Consider the following 16,512-nt stretch of genomic DNA (forward strand, 5'->3'; position numbering starts at 1 on the left):
CTCCGGGGCGCAAGTTGGCTAGTCGACGCGTAGGGAGTGCAGCACGAACGAGGCCAGCTCGCGGTAGGCCTCGGCGTCGTTCAGGCCGGTCCGCCGGGCGATGTCGCCGCGCTGGATCGCCTGCATGGTGTGCGCGACCATCTCGGCGGCGAAGCCGATGTCGACCTGCCGGAAGGTCTTGCTGGCGATCCCGTCCTCGATCAGCGTGCGGACCCGGTCGGCGGCGATCCGGGTGTTGCGCTCGTAGACCGAGCGGGCCGGCGCGAACGTCGCGACGTCGTCCAGGAAGGTCCGGCTGGCCGGGCGCAGGGCGTCGGCGACGGCGTTCAGGTACGCGGCGATCCGGCGGTCGTGCCGGGTCTGCCGGGCCACCGTCGCCTCGACCTGGGCGGTGGCGTTCTTGAAGTAGTGCTTGACCACCTCGACGGCGAGCTGTTCCTTGCTCGGCGCGAGCGCGTACAGGGTGGTTTTGCTGCAGCGGAGCTCGGCGGCCAGGTCGTCCAGGGTGAACCGGCTGAAGCCCTGCGTGAGAAACAGGGACAGGAGCCGGTCGAGCAGCTCGGACTGCCTGCGGGTGCGGCGTCCCGGGACGACTGTTGTCATATCGAGACAGCATAGAACGATACTCAGCTTGAGTCGACAGTATCAATGCGAGTATCGTTCAGGAGAGCCGTTGAGAGGGGTGCCTGATGGCTGTCGACCGGTTGCTGCCGACCGAGGAGTCCACCGACCTGCTGGCCCTGGTCCGGGACCTGTGCGAGCACGAGCTGGCGCCGCACGCGGCCCAGGCCGAGGAGTCCGAGACCTTCCCGCGGGACGCGTTCCGCACGCTCGGCAAGGCCGGGCTGCTGGGACTGCCGTACCCGGAGCAGTACGGCGGCGCCGAGCAGCCGTACGAGGTCTACCTGCAGATGCTCGAGGAGATTGCCGCCGCCTGGATGTCGGTCGGCGTCGGGCTCTCGGTGCACACGATGACCAGCTACGCCGTCGCGACGCTCGGCTCCGAGGAGCAGCGCGCGCGGTTCCTGCCGGACATGATCGGCGGCGACCTGCTCGGCGCGTACGCGCTGTCCGAGCCGCAGGCCGGGTCCGACATCAGCGGGATGACGACCAAGGCCGTCCGCGACGGCGACTGGTGGGTGCTGAGCGGGACCAAGTCCTGGATTACGCACGGGTCGCACGCGGACTTCTACACCACCTTCGCCCGGACGTCGGCCGACCCCAAGCACGGGATCTCGGCCTTCCACGTCCCGGCGTCGTCGGCCGGGCTCAGCTTCGGTGCACCTGAGCGGAAGATGGGCCTGACCGGATCCACCACGACGCTGGTGAACTACGACCGCGTCCAGGTCCCGGCCGACCACCTGATCGGTGCCGAGGGCGACGGGATGCGGATCGCGCTGTCCGCGCTCGACTCCGGCCGGCTCGGGATCGCGGCCTGCGCGGTCGGGCTGGCGCAGGCGGCGCTGGACTGCGCGGCGTCGTACGCGCTGGAGCGCAAGCAGTTCGGGTCGGCGATCGCGGACTTCCAGGGCGTCCAGTTCCTGCTCGCGGACATGGCCGCCGCGGTCGAGTCCGCGCGGTCGACGTACCTGACGGCGGCCCGGCGGCGCGACCTCGGCCGGTCGTTCACCCAGCAGGCGGCGATCGCCAAGCTGGTCTGCACCGACGCCGCGATGAAGGTGACCACCGACGCCGTCCAGGTGCTCGGTGGCTACGGTTACACCCGCGACTTCCCGGCCGAGCGCTACATGCGCGAGGCCAAGGTGACGCAGATCTTCGAAGGAACCAACCAGATCCAGCGCCTGGTGATCAGCCGCGACCTGCTCAGGAGTGTTCGATGAAGCTTGGCCCGTCCGACGTTGCCCTGGTCACCGGCGGAGGCTCCGGCCTCGGCGAGGCGACCGTACGCCGGCTGGCCGCGGCCGGCGTCGCCGTCGTGATCTGCGACCTCCCGTCGTCCGCGGGCAAGGCGATCGCCGAGGAGCTGGGGGAGCGCGTCGTCTTCGCTCCGACCGATGTCACCGACGAGGTCGCGGTTGTTGCCGCCTTGGACGAGGCCGCTTCGCTGGGAGATCTCCGCGTCGTCGTCACCTGCGCCGGCATCGCCACCCCCGGCCGCGTCGTCGGCCGCAAGGGCCCGTTGCCCCTGGCAACCTTCCGCCAGGTGATCGAGGTCAACCTGATCGGCACCTTCAACGTCCTCCGCCTCGCCGCCGAGCGGATGCTCGCTCTGGATGTTGCTGAAGACGGCGACCGGGGCGTCTTCGTCATGACCGCGTCCATCGCGGCGTACGACGGCCAGGTCGGCCAGGCGGCGTACGCCGCCAGCAAGGGCGGCATCGTCAGCCTCACCCTCACCGCCGCCCGCGACCTCGCCGACAAGGCCGTCCGCGTCGTCACCATCGCCCCCGGCACCATGGAAACCCCCATGCTGGCCGGCCTCCCCGAGGAAACCCGCACCGTCCTCGAGCAGCAGGTCCCCCACCCGTCCCGCCTGGGCCGCCCCGACGAGTACGCCTCCTTGGTCGCCCACATCCTCGACAACCAACTCCTCAACGGCGAGGTCATCCGCCTCGACGGCGCCCTGAGAATGCCCCCGCGCTGAACCGGAGTGGCGAGAAGTCCGAAAATGTTTCATTTCGATTCTCGCCGAAAAGGTGGTTGCCGGTGGATTTCGTCCGTACGGTCGAAATGACGAAAGAAAGTCGGGTATCGACTATTCGTCACCCCTTCGACCCTGCTCGAAATCCATCGTAGCTGATATTTCAAGGAGAAAGCTGATGAACAGAATTCTCGCTGCCGGCGTTTCGACACTGGCTCTCGGGGGCGCTCTGCTGGCTACCGCCGCTCCGGCCTCGGCGGCCCCCGCGGCCGCGGCTCAGCAGACCGTGGCGAGCGCTCCGGCCACCACCCAGGGGTACGAGTACTACACGTGGTACTGGGCCCGCGACACCTGCGAGAGCGAAGGCGCCAAGCTGCAGGTCCGTGGTGTCATCTCGAACTACTACTGCCAGCAGAGCGCCTACACCACCTGGTACCTGTACGTGCTCTACCGCTGATTCCCGGGAATCAATGAAAAAGCCTCAGGATTTCCGGAACGGCTTCTCGCCGGTGATCAATGCGTATAAACCGCTGGGGTAGGTCGTTTGGCGGTGAATTCTGGCGAGTAATGGGCTGAACGACGGCAGTAGTCAGGCGACGCCGGGGTGCTGCCGTCGTCGGTTCCGTTGAAATGGCAACCTGTGCCAGTCATCGCACGGGTGGTGGCGTGCCGATCAGGAGTTTGTCGAGGGCGGGAACGTACTGCCTGAGCTGGTGGACGCCGAGGAAGATCTGCCGGGCGGTGTCGGCGGTGAGTTGGCGCAGCGCCGAGCCGTCGTCGGTGCCGTTGGTGCGGCAGCCGTCGTAGCGGTAGAGGACGTCCTGGGCGTGAGCGCTGCCTTGGACCCGGAGGATCAAGAACTCGGTTCCGCGGTCGGGGCCGGTGGCGGGGCCGCAGGTTCGGGGGTCGGAGAACGTCGGGCCGGCCCCGGGCGGGGCGGCGATCAGATCGCGGACCAGGTGGTCGGCGACACCGCCGGTCAGGCGGGAGCCGGCTTGCAGGCGGGCGAAGCGGAGGTCGTCGGCGCTGCCGGTCGGACTGATCGGCATGCCCTGGATGGAGTACCGGCAGATGCTGACACCAACGATGTCGCCGACCGACTTGAGCCCACCGTTCGCCGGCGGGCGGCCGACCTGCCGGTCGGCGCGGGGAGCGCAGCCGTAGCTGTCGACGGTGTCGACGACGCCGGCCGAGTCGAGGATCTGCCGTCGCAGTACGGCGTCGCCCGCGGTCACGGTGACCAGCAGTTTGCCGACCTTCCGGGTCTCGCGGACCCACCCACCAGCCAGCGGTACGACGCCCGGCCGCTCGCCGCCGAAGACCACGGACGGCGCGACCTGCCGGGCGGGCTTCGGCTTCAGGCACACCTTCAAACTTGCGGGCCGCGCACCACCCGGCCGGAAGACGGTCGGCTCAGGCACCCAGTCGTCCTCCGTGCAGTCGGGCGGCCCGGCCCACAGCCTCTGCGCCCAGTCGTCCGGCACCTGCAACTGCACATCGGTGTACGTGTCCCACCGCCAGCCAGGCTTGGCCGCTGCTGCCTCGACCCTCGGAGACGCAACGCCGGTCTGCTCGTCGGCGAGCAGACCGGCGACCACCTGGTCCGCCTCGGCGCGGCTGACCACCCCGTCGGCAGTATCGGCCCGGCCGGTCAGCGTGTTCACGCTGACGATCACCGCACCGATCGCGATGCCACCCAGCAGGACCGCGCCGATCCCCTTCATCGTGCGCCCAGGTCGTCGAGCACCGGCAGCGGCGCGTACTTCGCGTACAGCACCTTGGCCAGCGGCACCATGGTCGCCTTCGTGAGCCGCCGCAGCGTGATGCCGTCGTCGGTCCCGTTCGACCGGCAGGTGGCGTAGCGCACGACGACAGCCTGTACGCCGGTCCGCCCGTGCACGGTCACCAGCAGATCGTCCCGCTGCGCGTCGTGCTCGCAGTTGGAGGCACCCACCGTCGGCCCCACGCCCGGCGGCGCCGCGCGCAGCGCGTCGCCGAGCCCCCGCGCGGTCTCGCCGGAGATCAGCAGGCCGGCCTGGAAGCCGGCGGGTTCGCGGGGTGTGCCGTGGCTGTACGCACACACCCGGATCGACGTCACCTCACCGATCGCGGCCAGCCCCGGCCCCGTGGGCCGCTTCCCGTCACCCAGTACGGCGGGGCGCGCGACGCTGCACCCATGGGGATCCGTGCCGCCCATCCGCTCTGCCGAGTCCAGGATCCGCCGCCGCAACGCGGCGTCGTCGCTGAACACGGTCAACGGCACACCGGCGACGACCCGGACCTCCGAGACCCACCCATGGTCGAACCGCGTGATCCCGGGCTCGGCCTCGAACTCGCCGAACCACAGATGCGGAACCCGCTCGGCCAACGGCGGCGTCGGGGGACAGGCCATCATCAGCGTCGGCCCACGCCAGGGCCGCCCGACCAGCGGCGTCCGGTTGGCACCGTCCGGACCCTTCCGATCCCCACAGGACCACAGGTGCGTGTAGGTGCTGTCCGCCCAGGTGTCAGGCACCTGCACCTTAACGACGCCGTACGACTCCCACCGCCACCCCGGCGCCGCCGGGTCCACCGCGGCCTCAGCAACGGGAGGCGTCCCAGACCCACCACCCCTGGCGCCCCCGACACCCGCACCGGCGTCGCCTCCGGCTCCGGTCTCCAGGTCACCAGCCAGAACCCTCCCACCAACCGCGAGTACGACGACCCCGACCACGGCGGCAACAACTACTGCGACTCTCTTCATCTCAGGTCCTCACAGGACCGGCCCGGGCGGGCCGTACAGCAACTGGTGCAGGACATTGCGCACACCATCAGGCGCATGAACACCGACGAAGATCGCCTTGGCCGTCGCCGAGGTCGCCCGGCGCAGCGTGGTCCCGTCGTCGGTGCCGTTGTGCTTGCAGCCGGCGTACCGGTAGACGACGTCCTGATCATGCACGGACCCGTCGACCCGCAGCACGATGATCTCCCCACCGGGATCGTCGAAGCAGACCCGCTGATCGGTCACCGTAGGTCCGGTCCCGGCCGGCGCCGCGACGAGATCGCGGACGAGACGCTGCGCGACCGGACCGGTCAGCCGGGAACTGGCCTCCATGGCGAGGTCGTACGGCGCACCGCCGGAGCGCGGCGCAGGACCGCGAACACCCTCGTACCGGCAGACGCTGACCGACTGTACGTCGCCGACCGTGGTCAGCCCGCCCTGCGCCGCGGGTCGCAGAATCTCGTTCCGCGCAGTCGCCGCCACCGGATCGCAACCGTTGCCATCAGCATCGATCACCACCGCGGCGGCGGCGAAGATCCTGGCCCGTAAGGCGCCGTCCGCGCTGGTGACCGTGATCAGCTGCTCGCCGAGCCGCCGTGTCTCCTTGATCCACCCGTCGGCGTAAGTGACCACCCCGGGACGGTCGCCGGTGAACGCGACCGACGGCGCGACGTGCCGTTGCGGGGCCGTCGGATCGAGGCAGGGCTCCAGCATGGCAAGCACCGCGCCGCCCGGACGCCGGACGATCGGCTTCTGCTCCACCTGGTCCAGTCCACACGGTGTCTTCAGCCCGGCCCACTGCGACTGCCCCCAGCCGACCGGCACCTGGAGCTGGACGTTCCGGTACGCCTCCCATCGCCAGCCCTCCGGCAACGGGACGGTCCGTGGCTCGAGCCCGATCGCGGCATCTTCCTCGCCGAGCACGACCTTCCCGCCGACCGCCAACGCCGCGACCGCGACAGCGGCCAGCGTGATCACCACGAACCTACGCATCAGGGCCCTCATTTCAGCAGCCTCTCGAGCAACGGGCTGCGGTCTTCGGGGCGTCCGACGGCGTCGAGCAGGGGGCCGACGGAGGCCTTGGTCAGGGACCGGACCCGCCGGCCATCGTCGGTGTCGAGCGGTCCGCACGAAGCGAGCCGTACGACGACCTCCTGGTCACCGCGGTCGCCGTGGAGCTGGACCACGAGGATCTCGTTGTCCGAGGTGGTGAGGCACTTGCTGCTGTGCGTGCTCGACAACGGTCGCTTGGCTGCCTGGTCCTTGCTGGAGGTCATGACGTTGGGCAGCATCGGCGCATCACGAAGAGCGGCGCCGACCGTACGGGCCTGGTCGCCGGTCAGTCCGGCACTGGCCAGCAGCGGCGGTACCGAGGCCAGCTGCTGAGTCCGGTACGCACAGATCCGGATCGACTCGACGGCTCCGATCGCGGTCAGCCCTGGTCCGGCCGGTCGGACGACGGCGTCGGTCGCTGCCCGGTGGGTCGGAGCGCAGCCGTTGCTGTCGGCCCCGTCGATCTTTCGGGCCGAGTCGAGCACCCGGGCCCGGACCGCGTCGTCGGCACCGAAGGCGGTCAACCCCATGACTCCGACCCTCCGGACCTCCTTGGTCCAGCCGGCGTCGTACTGAGTCACCCCAGCCGTGGCGTTGAAGTCGAAGAGCAGGTACGGCACTCGTTCCGAGGCCGGGGGCAGGTTTCCACAGGCCGAGAGGAAGGTCGTCAGCATGGTCGGTCGCCCGACCCAGCCCTGCACCGGAGGTTTCTGGTCCGGGCACGTCGACAGCGGACCGGCGCCGATCTCGGCCCAGGTGTCGGGGACCTGGACCTCGACGTCGGCGTACGACTCCCAGTGCCAGCCCGGTGGGGGCTGGGCGATCGACGCAGTCGGGCCCGGGCCGGGATCGGCCGGGTGGACCAGTGTGCGAAGGCCGACTCCCGCGACGGCAACCGCGGCACAAACCAGTACGACGGCGCCCGTCGACCGCGCCCGGCGGCGACGGCGCAACCGTCGGTGGACCGTGCCGAGCAGAGCCGCGTCGGACGGCGCCGAGGCGGCGTGCGCCTCGAGGCTCTCGGTGACCAGGGTCTCGGCCGGATCGTTCATCGGGGCAGCCTCTCCAGGATCATCGGGCGCAGTTGCGGCGAGTAGAGGGTTCTGACCAGGGGCAGCAGGGCCTCCCGGGTCAGCTGCCGAGTGGTGACGCCGTCGTCGATGCCGTTGTGGTTGCAGGAGTTGTAGCGGACCGACACCTCCTGCTCGCCGGTGCTGCCGCGCACGGTGACCAGCAGGTCGTCACGGAACGGCGTCCCACAGTTGTCGGAGTCGTTCGGGCCGCTCCCGGCCGGTGCGGCCCGAAGACCGCCGACGAGTTGCCGAGCAGCCCGGCCGGAGATCGCCGCACCAGCGAGCAGCTCGGCGTCCTGTGGCAGACCGTCGATGCTGTACCCGCAGATCCGCACCGACTCGACCTCGCCGATCCCGTCCAGCCCGGGTCCGGCCGGTCGCAGCCCATCGGTCACCACGCCCGGCGCCGTCGGTGAACAACCGTAGGCATCCTTGCCGTCGATCGCCCGCGCCGAGTCCAGAATGCGCCGCAGCAGCGCGTGATCGTTGCCGAAGGCACTCAAATGCACGCCGTCGACGACGCGGACCTCCTCGAGCCAGCCGTGGTCGTAGCGGTACACGCCGGGGGACCGGCCGACCTCGCCGAACCACAGGTGAGGGACTCGGCCGGCCGGCGCAGGGACCGGCCCGCAGTCCTGCAGCGTCACGGCGCTGCGCACCGGTCGGCCGACCTGCGCCGTCTTCGGCACGGCGTACGACGGATGCGCGTAGGTGATCGGCGGACAGGTCCACAGGTGGCTGTAGAAGGTGTCCGTCCAGCTGTCCGGGACCTGCACCTGCACGGTGTCGTAGGACTCCCAGTGCCAGCCGTCGGCGGACCTGAACACCGCTCCGTCGGAAGGCGCGGAGGACGGGACGGTCGGCTTCGCAACCGGAACCGGCCCGTCGCGCAGCACCCCCACACCGGTCATCGACGCGGCGACCGCCGTACAGGCCAGGACGCCGGTGCCGGCGGCGCGGGCGCGGTGACGACGGCGGAGCCGGTGGCGGACGTCGGCGAGCAGGGTCTCGCCGGTCGGGGCGTGGTCCGCGTACGTCGTCAGGGCGCGGGCGATCACGTCGCAGGGGTCAGTCGAGGAGTTCACAGCTGCTCGACCTCCTTCAGGGTTGCGCGCAGGGACGACAGGGCGCGATGGATCTGGGAGCGGACCGTGGCCGCCGTACAGCCGAGGATCTCGGCGATGTCGGCGTCCGGTAGGCCTTCGTAGTAGCGCAGGACGACGGCCGCGCGCTGCCGGGTCGGCAAGGAGGCGCAGAGCCGCCAGACCGCGTCGGCGTCGGCGTACGACGTCGCGTGGTCGGCGCCGACGACCACCGCCAGCGCCGAGGGGTCGTCGACCGGCGTCTCGCGCCGGAAGAAGCGCCGCCAGCGCGAGATGTCGGCGTTGACGATGCAGCGCCGGACGTAGGCGTCAGGGTCCGCGCCGATCCGCGACCAGCGCGGGTACGCCGCGATCAGCGCGTCCTGCACCGCCTCCTCGGCCCGCCCGCGGTCGCGGGTGATCAGGTAGGCGAAGCGCAGCAACCCGGCGCCCCGGTGCGACACCCAGGTGTCGAAGTCCGGTGGATCGTCTGTCATCTGGTCCCCTCCCACGTCCTAACCACGCCGCGGGACGGCCAGACGTTGCATCTACTCCGAATCAGGCGGCGCCGTCGGCAGCGCCAGCTTCTCGTCCGGCTTGGCGGCCAGGACGTTGGCGACGTACGAGCGGGCGGCCTCCATCGTGTCGACCTCGTGGCCGGCCTGCTCGGACAGGAACCAGCGGTGCTCGAGCACCTCGTGGAAGACCTCGGCGGGCTCCAGCTTGCGCTTCAGGTCGCGCGGGACCGAGCGGACCACCGGCTCGAAGACGTCGGTCAGCCACTCGTGCGCGACGATCTCCTCGTCCTCGTTCTGCTGGTCGGTCGAGGCGGCGTACGAGTCGAGGTCGTTGAGCAGCCGGCGGGCCTGGTTCTCCTCGACGTCCAGGCCGGTCAGCCGCAGCAGCCGGCGGGAGTGGTGCCCGGCGTCGACGACCTTCGGCTGGATCCGGACCTGGCTGCCGTCCCAGTCGGTGATGATGTCGATCTCGGCGACGTCGAAGCCGAGCTCGTTCAGCCGCCGGATCCGGGAGTCCAGCCGGTGGATCTCGTCGGTGGCGAACTCCTCCGGCGCGGTCAGCTCGGCCCACAGCGCGTCGTACCGGTCGTTGATCGACTGGACGGTCTCCATCGGGTCGATGGCGTCGTCGAGCAGACCGCCTTCCTGCAGGTCGAGGAACTCGCCGAACAGGTTGATCTCGGCGGTGTAGAGGTCGTGCGCGCGCTGCCCGTCGGAGATGTCCTGGTGCAGCTCGCCGGTCTCGGCGTCGACCAGGTACGCCGCGAAGGCGCCCGCGTCGCGGCGGAACAGCGTGTTCGACAGCGAGCAGTCGCCCCAGAAGAAGCCGAGCAGGTGCAGCCGGACGATCAGCGCGACCAGGGCGTCGATCAGCCGGTTCACGGTGTCGGGCCGGAGCGTGCTGGAGAACAGCGCCCGGTACGGCAGGGAGAACTGCAGGTGCCGGGTGACCAGGATCGAGTCGAGCGGTTCGCCGTTCTGGTCCAGCCGGTCGGTGATCACGCCGACCGGTTCGACCGAGGGGGAGTCCAGCCGCTCGAGGTCGCGCAGCAGGCGGTACTCGTGCATGGCGAGGTGCTCCATCACCTCCTTGATCGCGTAGACGCTCCCGTTCACCCGGACGAAGCGGACCACGTGCCGCGAGATACCGCGGGGGAGCGCGACCAGCTGGTCCTCGGGCCAGTCCTCCAGCGGGACGTCCCAGGGCAGTGAGAGCAGACCGGTGTCCGGACGGGTGGCGACGAAACGAGGCACGGGGACCAGTGTGGCAGTTTCCTGCGGCGGAAGCCTGTGACGGCCGCGGGCCCGAGACGAAGATCTGTCACAACCTGAACGCAAGTGAACGCAAGTACTTGCGAAATGTGGCGTAGAGTTTGCGTCATGACTCGACGACTTGCTGAGGTGGCGAAGAAGGTCGGCGTCAGTGAGGCGACCGTGAGCCGGGTGCTGAACGGCAAGCCCGGCGTCTCCGAGGCGACCCGGGAAGCGGTGCTCACCGCGCTCGACGTACTCGGGTACGAGCGGCCGACCCAGCTGCGCGGCGACCGCGCACGACTGGTCGGCCTGGTGCTGCCGGAGTTGCAGAACCCGATCTTCCCGGCGTTCGCCGAGGTGGTCGGTGGCGCGCTGGCGCAGCAAGGTTTCACCTCCTTGCTCTGCACCCGGACGGTCGGCGGCGTGTCCGAGGCGGACTACGTCGACCTGCTGCTCCAGCAGCAGGTGTCCGGCGTCGTCTTCGCCGGCGGTTTCTACGCCCAGGCCGACGCGCCGCACGCCCACTACGAGCTGATCCAGGAGCGCAAACTGCCGACGGTCCTGGTCAACGCGGCCGTCGACCATTTGGGCTTCCCGCAGGTCTCGTCCGACGACTTCGTCGCCGCCGAGATGGCGATCGGGCACCTGCGCGCGCTCGGGCACCAGAAGATCGGCCTGGTCCTCGGCCCGCGCGACCACATCCCGTCGCGGCGCAAGCTGGAGGCGTTCATGGGGTCGCCCGAGGCGGATCCGGCGCTGGTCGAGCACACGATGTTCTCGCTCGAGGGCGGGCACGCGGCCGCGACCCGGCTGGTCAAGCAGGGCGTCACCGGCATCGTCTGCGCCAGTGACATCCTCGCGCTCGGCGCGATCCGCGCGGTGCGCCGGGCCGGCCTGGCCGTGCCGGACGACGTCTCGGTGATCGGGTACGACGACTCCGCGATGATGAACTGCACCGACCCGCCGCTGACCACGGTCCGGCAGCCGATCGACGCGATGGGCCGGGCCGCCGTCGACATGCTGGTCGCGCTGATCGAGCGCGCCGCCGTACCGGCCGACGAGCTGCTCTTCGAGCCCGAGCTCGTGGTCCGGGCGTCGACCGCGCGCCTCAGAACGGCACCGATCCCCGTCTGACGTCAGCACGACCAGAGGTGGAGTGGGCTTCGGCCCGCTCCACCTCTTTTTGTCCTCAGTAGTTTCTTTCTTGCAACATTCGATCGAAGTATTGCGCACATCCGGTCGTCTTGCCTACGGTACGGACCACATCGGCAGTATCGAGGGAAGGGCAGATCGATGAGGACAACGAGCCACCGCAGGGCACTCGGCCTGTTGCTCGTCGCGGGACTGGGGCTGACGGCCGCGTCCTGCGGATCGGGGGACGACGAACCGGCCGCGCAGGGCAGCGGCGGCGCCGACCAGAAGGTGACCATCACCGTCGGTTGCCAGCCGCCGAAGAGCAACCCGAAGGAGCGGGCCGGCTGGGACGAGGACGTCGCGGCGTTCCAGGCCGCGCACCCGAACATCACCGTCCAGAGCAAGGACGCCTTCCCCTGTATCAACCCCGACACCTTCCAGGCGAAGCTGGCCGGCGGTACCCAGGAGGACGTCTTCTACGTCTACTACACCGACGTCCAGAAGATCATCAAGGCCAAGCAAGCCGCCGACATCAGCGAGTACGTCGGCAGCGTGAAGGCGCTGAACGACGTCCGCCCGGACGTCAAGGGCGTCTTCAACGACGGCGACAAGACGTACGGCGTCCCGCGCAACAACTACAACATGGGCCTGGTCTACAACCGCAAGCTGTTCACCCAGGCCGGGCTGAACCCCGACGCGCCGCCGAAGACCTGGGCCGAGGTGCAGGAGGCGGCCAAGAAGATCGCCGGGCTCGGCGCCGGCTACACCGGCTTCGGCGAGTACTCCGCCGGCAACACCGGCGGCTGGCACTTCGCGGCGTCGCTGTACGCCCGCGGCGGCTCGATGGTCAGCGAGGACGGCAAGTCCGCGGCGTTCAACAGCGCCGAGGGCAAGGCCGTGCTGGAGAACCTCAAGCAGATGCGCTGGAACGACAACTCCATGGGCAGCAAGCAGCTGCTGCAGTGGGAGGACCTGATGCGCATGATGGGCTCGGGCAAGCTCGGCATGATGATCGGCGCGCCGGACGTCGTGCAGTCGGTCAACAACGACTTCCAGGGCAAGTTCGAGGACTACGGCGTGACCGCCGTCCCGGAGTCCGAGGGCAAGGCGTCGCTGTCCGGCGGCGACGGCTACATGTTCAACCCGAAGGCGACGCCGGAGAAGATCAAGGCCGGCCTGCTCTGGCTCGAGTTCCACGAACTCACTCCTGGTCAGGGCCAGTTCAACTACGAGCGCGCCAAGGCCCAGGGCCGCCCGGTCGGACTGCCGATCCCGGACCTGTACGGCGACACCGCCCCCGGCAAGGAGATCGTCGCGCTGCGCAAGAAGTTCGCGACCGTGCCGGTGGACCACTTCACGCCGTACGTGTCGGTGCAGGGCAGCATCACCAACAAGCTCGAGCCGCCGAAGGCGCAGGAGCTGTACGCCGTACTCGACGTGGCCATGTCCGCGGTCCTGACCCGCAAGGACGCCGACATCGACAAGCTGCTCTCGGACGCCGAGGGCAAGGCGAACAAGATCCTCGCCAAGAACACCTGATGGCCACTGTCACCGCCAAACCGCTGGTGCGCCGCTCCCCGAACCAGGGAGCGGCGCGCCGCGCGGTCGGCCGGAACCTCACGGCGTACGGGTTCCTGTGCGGGGCGCTGATCTGTTTCGCCTTCTTCTCCTGGTACCCGATGATCCGGGAGATCGTGCTGAGCTTTCAGCAGACCAACTTCGTCGACCCGCCGCAGTGGGTCGGCCTGGAGAACTTCCGGACCGTGTTCGCCGACCCGGCGTTCCGGTCCGCCTGGCTGAACACCGCGGCGTTCAGCGGACTGGCGCTGGTGGTCGGGTACGTCATCCCGTTCGTGCTGGCCGTCGTACTGAACGAGCTGCGGCACGCCAAGGCGTACCTGCGGTTCGTCGTCTACCTGCCGGTGATGCTGCCCCCGGCGGTCGGGGTGCTGCTGTTCAAGTGGTTCTACGACCCGGGCGCGGGCCTGTTCAACCAGGTCCTCGACGTCTTCCACATCCCGCCGCTGGCGTGGCTGGACTCGACCAGTACGGCGCTGATCTCGCTGGTGATCGTCTCGACCTGGATGAACCTCGGCACCGGCACGTTGATCTACCTGGCCGCGCTGCAGTCCATCCCCGGCGACCTGTACGAGTCCGCCGAGCTGGACGGCGCCGGCCTGTTCCGCCGGGTCTGGCACGTCACCGTGCCGCAGACCAAGCTGATCCTGCTGGTGATGCTGCTGCTCCAGATCGTCGCGACCATGCAGGTCTTCATCGAGCCGTACCTGCTGACCGGCGGTGGCCCGGAGAACGCGACCGTCACGGTGGCCTACCTGATGTACCAGTACGCCTTCAACTTCGGCGACTTCGGCGGCGGTGGTGCGCTCGGCCTGATGCTGATGGTCGTGCTGCTCGTCTTCTCCGCGTTCTACCTGCGCGTCTCGCGTGACAACGAAGGTGGCCGATGACAACCACGTTGCAACCCCAACCGGTGCTCCCGGCAACTACTCCCGAACCGGTCCCGCCCGCGCGGAAGAAGCGGCGCAAGGGCAAGGCGTACGAGACCCGCACGCTGGTCTCGCCGCTGTCGCTGCGGACCTGGCACGGCAAGCTGGTCTACTGGACCGTCCTGGTCGTCGTGGTGGTCGGCTTCACCATCGCCTTCGTCTTCCCGCTGTACTGGATGGTGACCGGCGCGCTGAAGTCACCGGACGAGCTGGCCCAGATCCCGCCGAGCTTCTTCCCCAAGGACTACGACTTCGGGGTCTACAAGGAAGCCTGGGAGCAGCTCCAGCTCGGCGTCTTCCTGCGTAACACCGCCCTGTACGCCGGCGGCGCGTGGCTGTTCACACTGCTGGTCGACGTCACCGCGGCGTACGCGCTGTCCAAGCTGCGGCCGTTCTTCGGCAAGCTGATCCTCGGCCTGATGCTGGCGACGCTGATGATCCCGCCGATGGTGCTGCTGCTGCCGACGTACCTGGTCGCCAAGGACGTGCCGCTGTTCGGCTTCAACCTGCTGAACACCCCGTGGGCGATCTGGTTGCCCGCGGCAGCGAACGGCTTCTTCATCTTCCTGCTCAAGCGGTTCTTCGACTCGATCCCGCGCGAGCTGCTGGAGGCGGCCGAGATCGACGGCGCGTCGCCGGTGCGGATCCTGTGGTCGATCGTGCTGCCGGTGTCCCGGCCGATCCTCGGGGTGGTGTCGATCCTGTCGGTCGTCACGGTCTGGAAGGACTTCGTCTGGCCGCTGCTGGTGCTGCCGGAGACCGACAAGATGTCGATCAGCGTCGGGATCGCGTCGCTGTCGGCGCAGATGCCGCAGAACGTGCTGATCGCCTCGCTGGTGATCGCGTCGCTGCCGACGATCCTGGTCTTCTTCGTGTTCCAGCGCAGCATCATGGCGGGTCTGACCGCCGGCAGCCTCAAGGGCTGACGCCCCCACCCACACCCCTAAGGAGAAGCATGTCGGAAACATGGTGGCGCGGAGCCGCGATCTACCAGGTGTACCTGCGGAGCTTTGCCGACGGCAACGGTGACGGGATCGGCGACCTGGCCGGTCTGCGGGCGAAGCTGCCCTACCTGGCCGACCTCGGGGTCGACGCGATCTGGCTGAACCCCTGGTACCCGTCCCCGATGGCCGACGGCGGGTACGACGTCGCCGACTACCGCGCGATCGAGCCCAGCTTCGGCACCCTGGCCGAGGCCGAGGCGTACATCGAGGAGGCCCACGCGCTCGGTATCAGAACCATCATCGACATCGTGCCGAACCACGGCTCGGACCAGCAGGACTGGTTCGTCGAGGCACTGGCGGCCGGTCCCGGGTCTCCAGAGCGTGAGCGGTTCCTGTTCCGCGCCGGTCGCGACGGCGGTCTGCCGCCGAACGACTGGCAGTCGATCTTCGCCGGCCCGGCGTGGACGCAGGTGCCGGACGGGGAGTGGTACCTGCACCTGTTCGCGCCCGAGCAGCCGGACTTCAACTGGCGCAACCCGGAGGTGGTCGAGGAGTTCCACGCCATCCTGCGGTTCTGGCTGGACCGCGGCGTCGACGGCATCCGGATCGACAGCGCCGCCGTCCTGTTCAAGGATCTGGACAACGTCGAGGAGTCCTACACCGACCACGACGAGGTGCACGAGGTGTACCGCGGCTGGCGGGCGATCACGGACGCGTACGAGGGTCGCTTCCTGGTCGGCGAGATGTGGATGCCGGACCAGGAACGGTTCGCGCTCTACCTGCGCCAGGACGAGATGCAGACCGCGTTCAACTTCGACTTCCTGTCCCGCCCGTGGGACGCCGACGAGCTGCGGGCCTCGATCGACCTGACGCTGACCACGCACGTCCCGATCGGCGCACCGCCGACCTGGGTGCTGTCGAACCACGACGTCACCCGCCCGGTCACGAAGTACGGCCGCCCGGACACGTCGTTCTCGCACCAGGACCGCAAGCACGGCATGCCCACCGACCTCGTCCTCGGCGAACGCCGCGCCCGCGCCGCCGCCCTGCTGGCGATGGCGTTGCCCGGTGGCCTGTACGTCTACCAGGGCGAAGAACTCGGCCTGCCCGAGGTCGAGGACCTCCCCGACGCCTTGCTCCAGGACCCGATCTTCGCCCGCTCCCACGGCACCGACCGCGGCCGCGACGGCTGCCGCGTCCCGATCCCGTGGTCCGGCAAGGAACCCCCGTTCGGCTTCGGCGCCGGTACGCCGTGGCTACCGCAACCCGCCGACTGGAAGAACCTCACCGTCGAGTCCCAGCAAGCCGACCAGAACTCGATGCTCGCCCTCTACCGCGACGGCCTGCGCATCCGCCGTACCGAACTTGGCGACGGCGTCCTCACCTGGCTCGACTCCGCCCCCGGCGTCCTCACCTTCACCCGCGACTCAACCCTCACCTGCATCGTCAACCTCACCCCCGACCCCATCGACCTCCCCGCCGGACAGATCCTGCTGACCAGCTCCCCACTGGACGAAGGCCGCCTCCCGTCCGACACGACGGCCTGGGTCCGCTAGTACGGAAGGGGGGCGCCTGCCCGCGCCC

The 16,512-nt window shown here is 69.4% G+C and carries 16 protein-coding genes; 8 read left to right on the plus strand and 8 right to left on the minus strand.

What is annotated here, in order from left to right; translation table 11 throughout:
- Window positions 1-18: 18 nt before the first annotated feature.
- Window positions 19-603 (minus strand): TetR/AcrR family transcriptional regulator, encoded by a 585-nt coding sequence (locus HDA39_RS35560; RefSeq protein WP_184802780.1) that lies wholly within the window; start codon window positions 601-603, stop codon window positions 19-21.
- Window positions 604-689: 86 nt separating this feature from the next.
- Between HDA39_RS35560 and HDA39_RS35565 the strand changes: the two genes are divergently transcribed.
- From HDA39_RS35565 to HDA39_RS35575, 3 genes are all read left to right on the plus strand, one after another.
- Window positions 690-1,841, plus strand: a complete 1,152-nt coding sequence (locus HDA39_RS35565) for an acyl-CoA dehydrogenase family protein (RefSeq protein ID WP_184802782.1) — start codon at window positions 690-692, stop codon at window positions 1,839-1,841.
- The gene (locus HDA39_RS35570; protein ID WP_184802784.1) at window positions 1,838-2,605 is read left to right on the plus strand and encodes an SDR family NAD(P)-dependent oxidoreductase; all 768 of its coding nucleotides are present in this window, start codon (window positions 1,838-1,840) and stop codon (window positions 2,603-2,605) included. Before HDA39_RS35565 ends, HDA39_RS35570 begins: the two co-directional genes overlap by 4 nt.
- A 175-nt stretch (window positions 2,606-2,780) precedes the next feature.
- Window positions 2,781-3,059 (plus strand): hypothetical protein, encoded by a 279-nt coding sequence (locus tag HDA39_RS35575; RefSeq protein WP_184802785.1) that lies wholly within the window; start codon window positions 2,781-2,783, stop codon window positions 3,057-3,059.
- 190 nt (window positions 3,060-3,249) lie between these two features.
- On the opposite strand, the gene HDA39_RS35580 is transcribed toward HDA39_RS35575, so the two are convergent.
- Genes HDA39_RS35580 through HDA39_RS35610 form a run of 7 tightly spaced genes read right to left on the minus strand, consistent with a single transcriptional unit; the run spans window position 3,250 to window position 10,343 of the window.
- Window positions 3,250-4,326, minus strand: coding sequence for a hypothetical protein (locus HDA39_RS35580; RefSeq protein ID WP_184802787.1), 1,077 nt, complete (start codon window positions 4,324-4,326; stop codon window positions 3,250-3,252).
- Window positions 4,323-5,345 carry a hypothetical protein gene (locus HDA39_RS35585; protein ID WP_184802789.1) on the minus strand — a complete coding sequence of 341 codons (1,023 nt, stop codon included), beginning with the start codon at window positions 5,343-5,345 and terminating at the stop codon, window positions 4,323-4,325. Before HDA39_RS35585 ends, HDA39_RS35580 begins: the two co-directional genes overlap by 4 nt.
- A gap of 9 nt (window positions 5,346-5,354) precedes the next feature.
- Window positions 5,355-6,356 carry a hypothetical protein gene (locus tag HDA39_RS35590; protein ID WP_184802791.1) on the minus strand — a complete coding sequence of 334 codons (1,002 nt, stop codon included), beginning with the start codon at window positions 6,354-6,356 and terminating at the stop codon, window positions 5,355-5,357.
- An 8-nt stretch (window positions 6,357-6,364) separates the two neighbouring features.
- On the minus strand, window positions 6,365-7,468 hold the full coding sequence (locus tag HDA39_RS35595) for a hypothetical protein (protein ID WP_184802792.1): 1,104 nt from the start codon (window positions 7,466-7,468) through the stop codon (window positions 6,365-6,367).
- Window positions 7,465-8,574, minus strand: a complete 1,110-nt coding sequence (locus HDA39_RS35600; protein ID WP_184802794.1) for a hypothetical protein — start codon at window positions 8,572-8,574, stop codon at window positions 7,465-7,467. The genes HDA39_RS35595 and HDA39_RS35600 overlap by 4 nt, the downstream gene beginning before the upstream one ends.
- The gene (locus tag HDA39_RS35605) at window positions 8,571-9,068 is read right to left on the minus strand and encodes a SigE family RNA polymerase sigma factor (protein WP_184802796.1); all 498 of its coding nucleotides are present in this window, start codon (window positions 9,066-9,068) and stop codon (window positions 8,571-8,573) included. The genes HDA39_RS35600 and HDA39_RS35605 overlap by 4 nt, the downstream gene beginning before the upstream one ends.
- Before the next feature lie 51 nt (window positions 9,069-9,119).
- Window positions 9,120-10,343, minus strand: a complete 1,224-nt coding sequence (locus HDA39_RS35610; RefSeq protein ID WP_184802798.1) for a DUF4032 domain-containing protein — start codon at window positions 10,341-10,343, stop codon at window positions 9,120-9,122.
- Between the two features lie 126 nt (window positions 10,344-10,469).
- On the opposite strand from HDA39_RS35610, the gene HDA39_RS35615 reads away from it, so the two are divergent.
- From HDA39_RS35615 to HDA39_RS35635, 5 genes are all read left to right on the plus strand, one after another.
- Window positions 10,470-11,477: a LacI family DNA-binding transcriptional regulator gene (locus HDA39_RS35615; protein ID WP_184802800.1), complete on the plus strand. Its 1,008-nt coding sequence runs from the start codon at window positions 10,470-10,472 to the stop codon at window positions 11,475-11,477.
- A 159-nt stretch (window positions 11,478-11,636) separates the two neighbouring features.
- Window positions 11,637-13,016 (plus strand): ABC transporter substrate-binding protein, encoded by a 1,380-nt coding sequence (locus HDA39_RS35620; RefSeq protein WP_184802801.1) that lies wholly within the window; start codon window positions 11,637-11,639, stop codon window positions 13,014-13,016.
- Window positions 13,016-13,945 carry a carbohydrate ABC transporter permease gene (locus HDA39_RS35625; protein WP_184802803.1) on the plus strand — a complete coding sequence of 310 codons (930 nt, stop codon included), beginning with the start codon at window positions 13,016-13,018 and terminating at the stop codon, window positions 13,943-13,945. The genes HDA39_RS35620 and HDA39_RS35625 overlap by 1 nt, the downstream gene beginning before the upstream one ends.
- The gene (locus tag HDA39_RS35630) at window positions 13,942-14,910 is read left to right on the plus strand and encodes a carbohydrate ABC transporter permease (RefSeq protein ID WP_184802805.1); all 969 of its coding nucleotides are present in this window, start codon (window positions 13,942-13,944) and stop codon (window positions 14,908-14,910) included. Before HDA39_RS35625 ends, HDA39_RS35630 begins: the two co-directional genes overlap by 4 nt.
- Before the next feature lie 29 nt (window positions 14,911-14,939).
- The gene (locus HDA39_RS35635) at window positions 14,940-16,484 is read left to right on the plus strand and encodes a glycoside hydrolase family 13 protein (RefSeq protein WP_184802806.1); all 1,545 of its coding nucleotides are present in this window, start codon (window positions 14,940-14,942) and stop codon (window positions 16,482-16,484) included.
- The last annotated feature ends 28 nt before the right edge of the window (window positions 16,485-16,512 follow it).

The organism is Kribbella italica (genome assembly GCF_014205135.1).
GTDB lineage: Bacteria > Actinomycetota > Actinomycetes > Propionibacteriales > Kribbellaceae > Kribbella > Kribbella italica.